Source organism: Pseudomonas sp. 273, from assembly GCF_029201425.1.
Classification (GTDB): domain Bacteria; phylum Pseudomonadota; class Gammaproteobacteria; order Pseudomonadales; family Pseudomonadaceae; genus Pseudomonas; species Pseudomonas delhiensis.
Genome location: NZ_CP116775.1, coordinates 4,944,669 through 4,958,783, shown reverse-complemented (window position 1 = coordinate 4,958,783; position 14,115 = coordinate 4,944,669). Strand labels below are relative to the sequence as shown.

The window sequence follows — 14,115 nt, the reverse complement described above, 5'->3', positions numbered from 1 at the left end:
CAACATGCTTCGAATGCACCCTTTCCTTCGCGGTATCGATTCATCGGTTTCCTATGACTTCCTCCCACTTCCGATTGGCCGGGGCAGCGCTTGCCAGCGGCATCCTGCTGGCGCTGCTCTGGCAGCCACCGGCAGAGGTTCCGGAGGCCCCGGTCGAGGCTGCGCAGTGGCGGCTACCGGAGGTCCGAGCGGTCTCCCGCAACGCCGGCGTTCCCGCGCAGATCGCCGGCATGTCCTGGTGGGGTAGCGCCGGGAAGGCGGCCGAACAACCGCGCTCGGCGCGCATCAGCGTGGACGAGAAGGGCGTGGCCCGGGTCAAGGTCCAGTGGCTGTTCCGTGGGGTGGTTGCCGAGGGCGAGCAGCGCTTCGCCCTGATCGCCAAGGACGCCGCTGCACCTCTGTTGCGCTATGCGCCCGGCGACCTGCTGCCGGGAGACGAGCGCCTCGAGCGGATCGAAGGGCAGGGCATTCGTTTCTCGCTGTCCGAGGATGGCGCCACCCAGGACTTTGAAAGGAAACTCTATGCCCCCCTCGAATGACGCCCTCGCAGGCTTTCCCCGGCGCCCCCTGCTGCTCGCGATCTGCCTGGGGTTGCTGGGTGGCTGCAGCACGGCACCGCTGCAGTTGCCCGCGCCCTTGCTGGAGCAAAGCCAGGCGCGGGAGGAGAGCCAGCCGCAGGATGCGGCCGCAGGGCCTTCGCAGCGTCCGCGGCAATCCACGGGGCCGCTGGTAGGCCCGACGCCGGCGCCGCCGGCCGGGCCCGTTGGCGGGCTGGTGGACAAGGCCGATCGCCTGGTGCTGGACGACAAGAATGCCGACCTGCAGGTGAGCGTCGAGGACACTGCCCTGCCGAGCTTCATCAACGAAGTCTTCGGCAACCTGCTGGGGCTGTCGTTCGAGATCGACGACAGCCTGAAGAAGCGCAACGACAGGGTCACCCTGCGCCTGGAGCAGGCGCAGACCCGGCAGACGGTCTACGACATCGCCTCGCAGGTCATGGCCAATTACGGCATCGAGATCGTCAAGCAGGGCGACATACTGCGCTTCCAGATCAAGCAGATCGGCCTGAGCCCCGAGGAGCCGCCGATCCTCGTCAGCGGCGAAGCGCTTCCGGACGTGCCCAATGCCTACCGGCCCGTGTTCCAGTTCATCCCCCTGCACAACGTCGATCCCAAGGACGTGATTCCCTGGCTGAACAATGCATACGACAAGTCCGGGCTGTCGGCCACCGCGGACAACCCGCGCGGCGGGCTGATGCTCAAGGGCATGGCCTCCCTGGTCAAACAGGCGGCGCAGGCCGTGCGGCTGCTCGACCAGCCGTTCATGCGTGGGCAGCACAGCCTGCGCATCGACCCGGCATTCATCACCTCGGCGGAGATGGCCAAGCAACTGAAGACCCTGCTCGAGGCCCAGGGCTACAGCGTCGGCATCGGCGAGGCTTCCGGAAGCGTCGTGCTGGTACCGCTGGAAAGCTCCAATGGCCTGATCGTGTTCTCCAACCAGCGTCCCTTGCTGGACCTGGCCCGCGACTGGGCCGGACAGGTGGACCGGGTGCCGCTGGCCAGCGCGGTGGATTCCGCAGGGGCGGGGGCGGAAAGCGAAGGGCTGTTCTTCTACGAAGTGCGTAACACCCGCGCCACCGAAGTGGCCCGCTCGCTGCGGGCATTGGTCTCCGGCCTGGGGGGCAGCGGCGCCTACGGACTGACGCCGGGCCTGGGCAACAGTGCCTCGAGCCGCGCTGCGGCCGCCTCTGGCAGCAATGCCGCACCGACAAGCCCGGTGCCCGGTCGCGGTGCTGGCGACATGGGCGGTGGCCCGCCCGGAGTCGCGCCGCTCGTCCGCCTCGCCGGCGCCCAGGCCCTGTTGTCCGGCGGCGGTAATAGCCTGATGGATAGCCTGGCGGCTGGCATATCGGGCGGCGGCACCATCGTCGAAGACCAGAACCGCAACGCCATCCTGTTCCGTGGCCCAGCCAGGGTCTGGCAGCAGATGCAGCCGCTGCTGCGGCAACTGGACAAGCCGGCGCGCCAGGTGCTGATCGAGGTGACGATCGCCAGCGTGACCCTGGGTGCTAACCAGAACGCAGGCCTGGAATGGTCCTTCCTTGGAGGCGCGGCAAATACCGATTCCAGGTTCAGCCGTGAAATATCAGGAGGAGCCGGGGGCTTCAAATACCTGATCAATACCGCCGGTGGCGCCAAGGCGGAACTGACGGCGCAGGCCAACGATTCCCGTACACGGATCCTGGCTACGCCACGCATCCTCGTGAAAAGCGGCGAACAGGCCAACATCAACGTCGGTACCGACATTCCCATCGTGACCGGTCGGCAGACCGATGGCAGCAACACCGGCGGAAACTCCAACCTGCTGCAATCGATCTCCTATCGTTCCACTGGCGTCATCCTCAATGTTTCCCCGGTCGTCTACTCGAACAACCGGGTGGACCTGACGGTCAGCCAGGAGGTCAGCGATGGCGGCGCCGCAGGGTCCAGCGGGGGCGAGGGCGGCGACATTTCCTCTCCGCCGATCAAGCGGACGTCGCTGGAAACTTCGCTGACCCTGCAGAGCGGCGGCTCCATCTTCATGGGCGGCTTGATCAACGAAAACCATGTGGACAGCAACGCAGGCGTACCGTGGTTCAAGGACCTGCCGGTCCTGGGCTACCTGTTCGGCAAGCAGTCCCGGACGACGTCCAAGGACGAGGTGGTGATGCTGATCCAGCCCTATGTCATCGATGGGACGGAAGACGCCAGGGAGATCACCGAGAAGCTGCGGCGGATGATCGAACCTGCGATCGGCTGCGACAGGCCGCTGGCGGAATGTCGTAGCTTGTGAATGGTCGCCCCGAGTGCAGCGGGGCACTGTCCGTACGGCGGCTTCATGCGCGCAGGGGGTGCTGTCCGTGAAGTCGCCCGTCTTTCCGGTCTGATCCGCTTTCGGCGGGCTCCGCCGCAGAGACGTCGATGCCTGGGTGGGCTGCTGCATCCTTTCCTTCTATCACACGAAGTTCCGCTACATGGGCGAGTACATGGCTCGCGGCGGGCTGGAGGTGCTTTTCGTTCAGAAATACTTCATTTGGCTCTGAGAGTCGTTGAACTTTCCGAGACTTTTCTTCGGCTTTTCTTAGGACTTTGATTCCTTGCTATGTAGGTATTTTCCATATTTTTGGTATTTGGGTGTTTGCAGGGCTTTGTCCGTTGTTTTGAGGAAAACCCGAATATATAAAGCTGCCTGAAGCTAGTGCTGTCTTGGTGTTGGCTTGCGCTGTTCCCACATTCAGTCAGGCATGGCTGTAAGTTGTGGAAGGGCGCGAAATAAATCATATGGCCGTATTGCGTTTTCCTTGTTCTGCCCGGTCGGAATTGGCTGGGTGGTATTCGGCGAGCCTTGCCCGGCGCGGAGCTCAGGGTGTCATTTCCGCTTCAGGTACGAAAATAAGGTCCGTATGTAATTTGTCGTCGGCGACCCAGTCGACCGGCTGAATGGAAATTCCAGAAAAGTTAGGAGCTTGAAATAATGTTGAAAAGAACACTGCTGAGCGCGGCTATCGTCTCTGCCATGTTCGCCGGTGCGGCCAATGCCGGCGTCGTCAGCATCGTCGTTGGTCAGAGTTCCAACGGGACCATTCTCCAGAACTCTCCGGGGGCCGATGATCAATATGCTCCGGGCCAAGCCAACTACAAGGAGGGCGTGAGTATCGAGACCGGTGCGAACTACGTCAGCCGCGCCGCAAACATCACCATCGCGCAGGAAGTCTTCGGCAACCTTTCCGAAACCACCCAATTCGACTTGCCCGATCTCAAATACGCCATCGACCTGGCCAAGGCGGACAAGGTCGCCGTCGGCCATACCGTCAAGCTGACCCTGGATCGTACCGTGGCGCAGTTCGCCAACACGATCACCCCCAACCAGATCCAGATCGGTACGCTGCCGGCCGGCGAAGGCTTCGCCATCACCAGCGGCACCGGGGTCAACACCCTCAGCCTCACGCTGGACAGCGCCGGCGCCGCGGAAATCGCGAAAGCGGTGGCCGAGAGTTCCATCGTTCACTTCAACTTCCGCACCAACAACACCTCCAACGAGCAGCCTGCGCGGGTCGATCGCCTGCGTGCCGCCCTGCAGGGGGACGCGACCTTCCTGAGCCAGTCCAACGTCGACATGCTGGACGATCCGCTGAACGAGCGCCGCTTCAACGTCACCGTTTCCGCCCAGCTGGACACCACCACCGGCCCGAACGGCGGCGACGCGAAGAACAACGACTCCGCTCCGCCGCTGATGGTATTCACCTCCCTGCCGGCGGTCTATTGGGATGTCCTTAATGTCAACGCATGGGGGCAGTACCAGGTTCTCCACTCGCTGGACCTGGCCAACCAGGACAAGAGCTTCGACACCAGCGTTTCCGCCCAGCCGGAACTGACCGATCCCACCAACTACGGCGTCAATTACGCTCGTCTGGGCAGTGTGCGCCTGGGTGTCAACCAGGACGTGCTGAACGAAGACGGCCGCAACGTGTTCGGCTTCAACGGCAGTGACAAGCTGTCCAGCTACGTCAGCGGCAACTTCAGCGGCATCGACTCGGTGGGGCTGACTGCCGGCACCTGCCAGGGGTTTGCCGATGGTAGCGCCGCTGCCGCTCACTCCTGGAGCGCTGCCGATATCCTGGCGAACACGGGGGCCAATGGCGTAGCCAGGCTGCCGCTGAGCCTGGTGAATGGCGACGTCAATCAGACCTACAACGTCTGCGTGAAGTCCAATGGCGTCGACGCGATGGTTGCCCAGCAGAGCTTCGCCGTAGGTCCGCTGAGCATCGACTTCGGTAACGTCCGCTACGTCGACCGGGTGATCAACGGTGGTGAAATCGACCACTTCTGGAAGAGCAGCTGCGTCGCCAGCCTGTTCAACCTGCCGGCCGCCAACAACGCCGATGCGTTCTTCATCCGTCTGACCAACACCAGCGACAGCGGTCGTTCCGGCAAGGTCCGCGGCGTACTGTTCGACCAGAACGGCAAGCGCTACCCGGAAGTCGGCAGTGCCTACATCGTCGACCAGAGCGGCAAGGAAGTCCTCCAGGCCCACGAAACCGGCGTTTACAGCGTGGAGCAGGTCGCTTCCGCCTTCGGTGTCAATGGTAACGACTGGAATGGCGTAGGTGGCCGTGCCCGCCTGGTGATCGAAGGCGAGTTCCCCACCTGCGAGGCGCTCGGTCTGATCCGTACGCCGAATGGCACCCTGGTGAACATGACTTCCACCACCCAGGGCAACTTCAACGGCGATTCCGGTCCGTCCACCACTGTCAACCATCGCGGTGGCAACAACCGCAACTGATCTCCGGCTTATGCCATGAGGTCGTGGAGAGGCGATGCGAATCGCCTCTCCACTTTTTTCGATGCGCGATGTTTTCACTGGTGTAGCGATGAATGTGTTGGTGACAGGCGGAGCGGGCTTCATTGGCTCCCACGTGGTCGTGCACTTGCTGGAATGGGGGGCCGATGTCGTTGTGCTGGATAGCCTGGCCAACAGTTCCCTGGCCACCCTCGATACAATAGAGGCCCTGACCGGCAGGTCCCTGCGTTTCGTGAAGGGGGACGTTCGAGATCTCTCATTGCTTCGGGAGCTTTTCGCCGAGCACTCCATCGATGCCGTCATCCACCTGGCGGGGCTGAAGTCCGTGGAGGAAAGCGTAAGGCTGCCACTGGACTACTACTCCACCAACGTCGGCGGCATCCTGACGTTGCTGGAGGCGATGGAGGAGGCGGGAACCCGTCGCCTTGTCTTCAGTTCGTCCGCCACCGTCTATGGCGATCCTGAAAGCGTCCCCGTTGCTGAAACGCATGCGGCAGGGCGGGCGGTCAATCCCTATGGCCGAAGCAAGTTCTTCGCCGAGGAAGTGATCAGGGACTTCGCTGCGACCGACCCAGGCTGGGCGGTAGCGATACTGCGCTATTTCAACCCCGCGGGTGCCCACGCCAGCGGCCTGATTGGCGAAGACCCCAAAGGCCAGCCGAACAACCTGCTGCCCATCGTTGGCCGTGTCGCCGTAGGCCAGCAGCCGACCGTGGGGGTATATGGAAACGACTACCCCACGGCCGACGGTACGGGGGTACGCGACTACGTGCATGTCTGCGACCTGGCCCAGGGGCATGTGCAGGCCCTGGACTTTCTTTTCCGGCACGCCGGCGCACATGTCTGGAACATGGGCGTGGGCCGTGGATACTCGGTTCTGGAGGTCCTCGAGGCATTCGAATCGGCATGCGGCAAACCGATACCTTATGAGGTTCGCGACCGTCGCCCGGGGGACATTGCGGAAAGCTGGGCGGATGTCGCCAAGGTGGAGCGGGAACTGGGTTGGAAATCCCGCAAGGACATCGGGCAGATAGTGGCCGATGTCTGGCGCTGGCAGACGTCGGGCATGCATGTATGACGCTTTCAGGCCGGTCCGACGCGGGCGACCTCGGCTTCCGACGGTTGGCGCTGGTTTCGAACCAGGCCTTCTCGATCGTCAACTTTCGCGGCGAGCTGATTCGCGACATGGTTGCCAGGGGCGTGGAGGTATACGCCTTTGCGCCCGATCACGACGAGCACACCAGAAGGCAGCTTCGCCAACTGGGGGCGACGCCGGTGCGGGGTTGCATCGGGCGCAGCGGCATGAATCCGCTCACGGCGCTGTGGGCAGTCGTGAAAACCGCATGGCAGCTACGTTCCTGCCGGGTGGATGCCGTGTTCAGCTACTTCCCCATGCCGGTGATCCTCGGCGGCCTGGCCGCCAGGTTGGCCGGGGTTCGTATCGTCTATTCGATGATCGAGGGGGCTGGCTACGTCTTCTCGGAAGTCGACGCATCGAGCCCGGCCAGAGGATTGTTGCGCAGTCTCGTGCGCCAGCTTTACCGCATTACCCTGAAGTCATCCCGATGCGTTTTTCTGCTGAATGCCGATGACTACGCGCTTTTCGTGCATGGCGGCCTGGTAGCGGCGGAAAAGGTCGTGCTGCTGCCGGGCATCGGCCTCGACCTGACGCATTTCCTTCCATCGCGTCCGCCGGTGAGCCCGGTCGTCTTCATCTTCGTCGGTCGCCTTCTGCAGCAAAAGGGTATCCAGGACTTCGTCGAGGCTGCCCGTGCCCTGAAGGCGGAGCACCCCGAGATCGAATGCATCGTCCTTGGCGACACGGATGTGAACCCGGACTCCATCCGGCGGGAGGAAATCCTCCGCTGGAGCGAGGAGGGCTCCGTGCGTTGGGTGGGCTGGGTGAGGGATGTGCGGGGCTGGCTGAACGAGTCCAGCGTCCTGGTGCTGCCCTCCTATTACCGCGAGGGCATTCCGCGGTGCATCCAGGAGGCAATGGCACTGGGGCGGCCCGTGATCACCACGGACTGGGTGGGCTGCCGGGAAAGCATCGTCGACGGCGTCAACGGCTTTCTGGTGCCGATCCGCAGCCCTGCGGCCCTGAAGCAGGTGATGGCTCGTTTCATCCATGACCCCGGACTCATTCTGCGGATGGGAAGGGAGAGCCGGCGGATTGCCGAAGCGCGTTACGACGTTCGTGAAATCAACAGGAAAGTGCTGGCGAGCATGTAGTCGCCGGCCAATGGTAACGAGATGAGTGTTGAGCGATACCCCATGATCCAGGTTGACGGACTTGGGAAGTGTTTCCATCTGTTCGACAGCCCCGGCAAGCGTTTCCTACAGGCGCTGTTCGGCAAGCGTTTCAGCTTTCACCGCGAGTTCTGGGCCTTGCGTGAGGTTTCGCTCCAGGTGTCGGCAGGTGAGGTGGTGGGCATCATCGGTCGGAATGGCTCAGGAAAGTCGACCCTGCTGCAGATCATCGCGGGGACCTTGCGCGCGTCCCGGGGCAAGGCGCAGGTCCATGGTCGGGTAGCCGCACTGCTGGAACTGGGGATGGGGTTCGACCCCGAGCATAGCGGGCGGGACAACGTGATCTTCAACGCCATGCTGCTCGGCATGAGCCGTGAGGAAATCGCCGGAAAACTGGAAGAGATCATCGCGTTCGCCGACATAGGCCCCTTTATCGACCAACCAGTCAAAACCTACTCGAGCGGGATGTACGTCCGCCTGGCTTTCGCCCTGAATGCCCATGTCGACGCCGACCTGCTGATCGTCGACGAGGCCCTTGCGGTTGGCGACGCCGCCTTCCAGTTCAAATGCCTGAGCAGGCTGGACGAGTTGTTGGCCAGGGGCGTGACCATCTTGCTGGTCTCCCATGATGCGCAGTTGATCAAAAACTATTGCAGTCGAGCGATCTACCTGAAAGAAGGCCGGGTTGCATTCGACGGCGATTGCGAGACGGCTTGCGAGCTCTACCAGCGCGACGGCTTGATTGCTTCCGGCATAGGAGACGAGGACGGGCAACAGGCCGCCCCTGTACTCGGTGGCGCAGGGTTGGCGTTCGGTAACGGCAAGGGACGAATCCTGGGACTGCGGCTCAATGGGACAGGGGAGGCACGGCATTGTTTCGAAAGCGGGGAACTCATCGTCGTCGAGGTGTCGGCGCAATTGTTCCAGCCGGTGAAGCGTCCCAGGCTCACCCTGATTCTGCGGGATCTGCGCGGTTACAACCTCTATGCACTCAGTAACTCGCATCAGGGGGTCGAGCTTCCGGTGCATGAGGACGGGCGACTGCGTGCCTGCATCAGTTTCACCGGCGATTTGCAGGCCGGCGATTACTCACTGACGCTGCGGTTGGACGATGCTCGTTCGGATAGCCTCTGCGAACTGCTCGACAAACAGGTAAATGCTGCCATTTTGCGCATTCTCAGTGCGCACAAGCGCTTCGATGCGGTGGTCAACCTGCGCGGCCATTTCGAGGCACTGCCCGTTCATGACTGATAGAGATTCCCCGGCGGTGCCTGACGTGCCTTGCACTGTAGTTTTCGTCGTGCATGGCGGTGAGCTGGAATTCAAGGCAGCCATGCTGGCGGTATCCTTGCGTGCCAGGCTTGGTCCGCAGGCCAGGCTCGTCGCCGCGCTGGCCCGCCCGGCTGCCCAGTGGGGAGAGTTGAGCGCGGCATCGTATCGGCTGTACCACCAGCTGAATATCGAGTTGCGGGAAATCGACAATCCGTTTGGCGCCTCTTATCCCATCGGCAACAAGTTCGCCGCCCTGGCATTGGGTGAGGAGCAGGGCCATACCCTGTTCCTCGATAGCGACATGTATTGTCTGGCGACGCCAGACTTCGATGATCTAAGCCGCTTCGATGCTGCGCTCAAGCCCGCCGACATGGCACTGGTACCGAGCGATGTGGACTATTGGAGGCCCCTGTACGAACTGGCGGAGCTCGAGCTGCCGGCGGCCAAGGTGCTGACCAGTTGCAGCGAAGAGGTAATGCCGCCTTACTACAATGCCGGTTTCATCTGGGTGCGCAATGCTCCGCGCCTGGCCGAGCGCTGGCTGGCGCTCGCCGAGCGGATACAGGTAACCGCAGGGGTCGAGCACAAATGGCCATGGCTCGATCAACTGGCCTTGCCCCTGGCGCTCCAGCAACTGGGCTATCGTCCACGGGTGCTCACCGAGCGCTACAACTTCCCCTTGCACCTGAAACCCTGGTCGGCGGGAAACCAGCCGCTGTTCTGCCATTACCACGACCCTGCCTCGTTGCTGCGCGAGCCGTCCCTGCTGGACGACCTGCAGGCGCTGCTGCAGGACTGGCCGTCGCTCGGCGAGGTGCTGCGCCAGGACCCGCGCTGGACGGCGCTGCTGCAAAGGCGTCCGGTCGTCGAGCCACCGCGGACCGCCGTGGACCTGCTCATCACCGGGTTGCCACGCAGCGGTACCAGCTACTTCTGCCGCTTGCTTTCCGAGCGCGAAGACACCGTGATCATCAACGAGCCGGCGGCAATCTTTCCGGCACTGTTGGAAAATCCCCGGCCCTGGGGCATTCCCCGGCTCTACGCCGAGATGCGCCGAGAGTTGCTGGCCGGCCGGGCGGTGCCGAACAAGCATCGGGACGGCCGCCTGCTCGACGATACCGCACGGGGATATGACCAGGCCACCGCCTATCGCGCGCAGGCATGCAGCCCCGCATTCACCCTCGGTACCAAGAACACCCTGGCGTATCTCGCACGCCTCTCGGCGATCCGGCAGGTGATGCCTTGGGTCCGTTGCGTCGCCCTGATCCGTCATCCCTATGACTGCCTGGACTCCTGGGCGCGAACCTTCGAGCACCTGCGCAACGCCGCAGTGCAAGAACAGCCGTTGGGGCATCCGGACGATCCGGGGTTGACTGGCTGGCAGCGCAAGGCGCTGCTCGAGATAACCCGAACCCAATGCCTGCCGCTACGCCGAGCGCTGTGGTGGCGCTACCTTGCTTGGCAACTGCTGGATGCTGGCGACGCGCTGCGCTGGTTGCGTTACGAGGATCTGCTGGGTGCGCCGCGGGAGCGGGCCGAGTGCCTAGTGGCGGATGGGCCCCTGCCGGCATTGGAGCCGGTGCGCTGGCAGGTAGCCATGGATCAGGAGGAGCGCGAGCTCATCGCCACTGTGGTGGCCGAGGTCGCGGAGAAATTTCGGTATGTCCTGTAGCACGGGGTCGGCCGGGCCGCGGAACGCGGGAATGGAACTATGGGTGTGAAAGACGTGTGTGATCTGAGTCTGGTGATGAACTTTCATGCCGAAGGCGTGTTGGCCCAGTGGAGCCTGTGGGGGTTCCAGCGTATGCGCCGGCAGGCGGAAAGCGCCGGTATCAGTGTGCAATTGATAGCGGTGCTCGACTGCGCGGATGACGACACCCGGCGAATCGTCCAGGGGCACCCCGTACTGTGCGTGGGCGACCAAGTGCAGGAAGTTGAGTTCGGTGATCTCGGGCTGGCACGTAATTTCGGGGTGGCATGCGCCGCCGGGGACTACCTCGGATTCCTGGATGGCGACGACTACTGCAGCAGCAACTGGTTGACGGCCGCGCTGGCCGTCGCCCGGGCCAACGGCGATCGGGCGGTGGTGCATCCCGAGTACACCGTCAGCCATGGTGCCATCCAGACTCTGGGGCGGGCCGTCGACCAGTTGCGCGATAACTACAGCATCGCCAACTGCTTCAAGTGCCATCCCTGGACGGCAGTGGTATTCGCCAGCAAGGCAGTGTTCCGGGCCATTCCTTACCAGCCAACCCGGTTCCGGGAGACCGGTTTTGGCTACGAGGACTGGCATTGGGGGCTCGAGGTCATTGCCTCTGGCCGCCTCCACACGGTGGCGGAGCGGACAGCCCTTTTCTACCGGCGCAAGCAGGATTCGATGCTGGTGGACATGAATGCCAGGCAGGCGGTATTGCGCCCAAGTCGCTTCTTCGAGAACTGCAGCTTCGAGCTCTATTGAGTCAGGGAGGAAAGTGGCAAATGGCAATTCCAAGAAAGTCCGGCTGGGTAGTGGGGCTGGTATCGGTGTCGTCCGTTGCCGAGAGGTTGCAATGCTCGTAAAGGTGAAGTTCAAGCTGCTGGTCGAGCGTTGTGCGCGCAGGAGTTTCCATCGTTGTATGCCGCTGCTTCGGCGGCACATGAGCGAGCGTCAGGTTCAGCTGATCATTCGCCTGTGCGACAGGCTGAAATACCGGTACCTGACCTTGCCTGCGGAGACATCCCAGCAGCAGGCCAGTGGGGACGGCACCGTGTTGCCGGAGTGGATCATCGAAGAAATGCAGGCGTTGGCTTCTATCGAGCCGGCGCTTTATCCCAGCGTGGAGCGCCTGGCCGGATATCGGCACTGGCAGCCGCCCGCCGATCCTTACCCGGCAATGTTGTATCGGGAAATGTTCGATGATCTTGTCGGCTGGGCGCCCCACATGGTCTTTCTGGCACCTCACGTCATGCGTGGCGGCGCGGATCTCGGCTTGTCGCACCATGTCCGGTTGTGCATCGAGCATGGGCTACGGGTGACAGTGGTGCTCACCCGCGATGTCTCCTCGCCCTGGATCAAACTCCTGCCGGAGCAGGTCAGGGTGGTCGAATTCGGCCAGTTGACCCGCCATGCCAGTGACGACGACCGCCGCCAGATACTATTGCGTCTGTTGCTGCAGACGCCGGCTCGTTCTTTCCATCTGATTAACTCCGAGCTCGGCTGGCAGGTCGTCGAACGCTTTGGCAGGCAACTGGTCGTGCTTGGCAAACGACTATTCGCCAGTGTCTATTGCGACGATTTCGACCGTCATGGCATCCGCTGCAGTTATGCCACCGACTATCTGCCCAAGGCCTGGGGCGTCCTAAGTGGAATACTGTCGGACAATCAGACCTTCCTTGATGAAATCCAGCGCCGCGACGGCCTGCCCGCCGAGCGCATGCATGCCTTATATTTTCCCTGCACCTTGTCCGCGCTACGGGCGCACGCGCCGACGGGAGGGCAACGGGTACTGTGGGCCAGCCGCCTCGCGGCACAGAAACGTCCGGAGTTGCTCCTGGAGATCGCCAGGGCCATGCCCGAGGTATCGTTCGAGGTCCATGGCGATGCTGACGGCAGTTGCCCATCGACGCTGCTGCGCGAGCTGAGGGCCTTGCCCAACCTGCACCTGGGCGGTCGCTTCGACAGCTTCGCCGAACTGGCCGGTGGCGGGGCCTATGACCTGTTCCTCTATACCTCCTTGTACGACGGCTTGCCAAACGTCTTGCTGGAGGCCAGCGCAGTTGGTTTGCCGATCGTTGCCGAAACCGTGGGGGCATCGCCGAGTTGCTGGACGAGCGTAGCGGTTATCCACTGGAGCCCGGTGCGGGGAGCCAGGCCTATGTGCAAGCCATACGGGCCGTACTCGATGACCCCGCCGCCGCCGCCGACAAGGTGGCGACCGCCCAGGCGCGACTGCGTGAGCGCCACAGTTGGACGGCGTTCGAGCGCAGAGTGATGGCGCTGCCGGGTTATTTGCCACGGCCTGGCGCTATGGGGTGAGCCGATGAGCGGGAGCCTGTTCTTGCGGCGATTGTGCCTCCTGGGCGACTGCCTGGTCTTCCTCCTGCGACCGGGGCTCGTCCGATTGGCTGGGGAGCCTGGCCGGCGGGCGCTGTATGCATTGCTCGGTCGGCGCCGTTCACGCGAAGGGCTGGTGCGCCAGATTTGTCCGGCGCGGCCTTGGTCGTCGCAGCGGCCGCTGCTCAGCGTGGTGATTCCCTGCTTCAACTATGGTGTCTACCTGCTCCGGGCCTTGCGCAGTCTGCGGGAGCAGACGCTGCAGGATGTCGAGGTGATAGTCGTCGACGACGGCTCCGACGAACGCCACACGCTTCGTCTGCTGGCCCGCCTGCAGCGCTGGACGGGGTTGAAGCTGCTGCAGCAGGACAATGCCGGCCCCGGGGCTGCGCGCAATGCCGGCGTGGCGCAAGCCAGGGGGCGCTATGTGTGTTGCCTGGACGCTGACGACTGGCTGGCGCCCGACTACCTGGAGAAGTGCGTCGTTCTGCTGGAAGGGGAGGCAGGAACGCGGCTGGCGCACAGTTGGATGCAGGTGTGCGGTGACGAAGAGCGCCTGGTCAAGACCCGCGACCTGGACCCCGATCTGCTCCGCTACGTCAATCACCTCGGGATTTCCGCTGTATTCCATCGCGAGGACTGGCTCACGGTGGATGGCTTCACCCGAGAACGTGGCCTGCATGAGGACTGGGATTACTGGTTGCGCCTGGCCGATGCGGGTGTGCGTGGGCGGGTCATCGGCGAGCCCCTGTTCTTCTATCGCCGGCATGCAGGCAGCCGTCTGTCGCTGATCAACCGCCGGCCTCTGCGCGCGTACCGCGCATTGCGCCGGGCTCACCTGGACTTCTTCGAGACGCCTGCCAGGCGCAGGCGGCTGATCGAGAGTTACCGCCAGCAGGTTGTGGCCGATCCCTTTTGCAACCTCGCGCGCCCCGAGCAGTACCGGGAGTTCCCGGCTGTGATCCTGGTCCACCTGCGCGATCTCGACGATGCCGAACGCTGCCGCCTGGGATCACGCCTGGAGACGTTCTCGCTGCAACTGATCGTCGAGCATGAAGCACCGGTGCCTCTCTGGCTGCAGCGGCGGGCAGAAATCATCTATCGCCTGCCAGCTCTGTTGGAGCCCTGCCAATGGCCGGCTTTCGTCGCGAATTTCCATGCCACCCGCAAGGTTGTCGCGGTGTTCCCCGAGGTTCGACCATGAGAGTCGCCGGGGA

The 14,115-nt window shown here is 63.2% G+C and carries 10 protein-coding genes; all 10 read left to right on the top strand.

Going from position 1 to position 14,115, the window contains the following annotated elements; genetic code table 11:
- The first annotated feature begins 53 nt into the window (after positions 1-53).
- The 10 genes from PKO50_RS22530 to PKO50_RS22485 all read left to right on the top strand — a co-directional run bounded on the left by PKO50_RS22530 (position 54) and on the right by PKO50_RS22485 (position 14,102).
- Positions 54-539, top strand: coding sequence for a hypothetical protein (locus tag PKO50_RS22530; RefSeq protein WP_275627273.1), 486 nt, complete (start codon positions 54-56; stop codon positions 537-539).
- Positions 523-2,835: a type II secretion system protein GspD gene (locus tag PKO50_RS22525; protein WP_275627272.1), complete on the top strand. Its 2,313-nt coding sequence runs from the start codon at positions 523-525 to the stop codon at positions 2,833-2,835. Before PKO50_RS22530 ends, PKO50_RS22525 begins: the two co-directional genes overlap by 17 nt.
- 681 nt (positions 2,836-3,516) lie before the next feature.
- Positions 3,517-5,325 carry a hypothetical protein gene (locus PKO50_RS22520; protein WP_109933286.1) on the top strand — a complete coding sequence of 603 codons (1,809 nt, stop codon included), beginning with the start codon at positions 3,517-3,519 and terminating at the stop codon, positions 5,323-5,325.
- Between the two features lie 88 nt (positions 5,326-5,413).
- On the top strand, positions 5,414-6,421 hold the full coding sequence (galE, locus tag PKO50_RS22515; RefSeq protein ID WP_275630515.1) for a UDP-glucose 4-epimerase GalE: 1,008 nt from the start codon (positions 5,414-5,416) through the stop codon (positions 6,419-6,421).
- Positions 6,418-7,575, top strand: a complete 1,158-nt coding sequence (locus tag PKO50_RS22510) for a glycosyltransferase family 4 protein (protein ID WP_275627271.1) — start codon at positions 6,418-6,420, stop codon at positions 7,573-7,575. The genes galE and PKO50_RS22510 overlap by 4 nt, the downstream gene beginning before the upstream one ends.
- A 42-nt stretch (positions 7,576-7,617) precedes the next feature.
- Positions 7,618-8,844 carry an ABC transporter ATP-binding protein gene (locus PKO50_RS22505; protein ID WP_275627270.1) on the top strand — a complete coding sequence of 409 codons (1,227 nt, stop codon included), beginning with the start codon at positions 7,618-7,620 and terminating at the stop codon, positions 8,842-8,844.
- Positions 8,837-10,537: a sulfotransferase gene (locus PKO50_RS22500; RefSeq protein ID WP_275627269.1), complete on the top strand. Its 1,701-nt coding sequence runs from the start codon at positions 8,837-8,839 to the stop codon at positions 10,535-10,537. The genes PKO50_RS22505 and PKO50_RS22500 overlap by 8 nt, the downstream gene beginning before the upstream one ends.
- Positions 10,538-10,576: 39 nt before the next feature.
- A complete protein-coding gene (locus tag PKO50_RS22495) occupies positions 10,577-11,323 on the top strand; it encodes a glycosyltransferase family 2 protein (RefSeq protein WP_275627268.1) in 747 nt (248 codons plus the stop codon).
- 91 nt (positions 11,324-11,414) lie between these two features.
- A complete protein-coding gene (locus PKO50_RS22490) occupies positions 11,415-12,836 on the top strand; it encodes a glycosyltransferase (RefSeq protein ID WP_275627267.1) in 1,422 nt (473 codons plus the stop codon).
- Positions 12,837-12,884: 48 nt separating this feature from the next.
- A complete protein-coding gene (locus tag PKO50_RS22485; protein WP_275627266.1) occupies positions 12,885-14,102 on the top strand; it encodes a glycosyltransferase family A protein in 1,218 nt (405 codons plus the stop codon).
- Positions 14,103-14,115 lie beyond the last annotated feature (13 nt).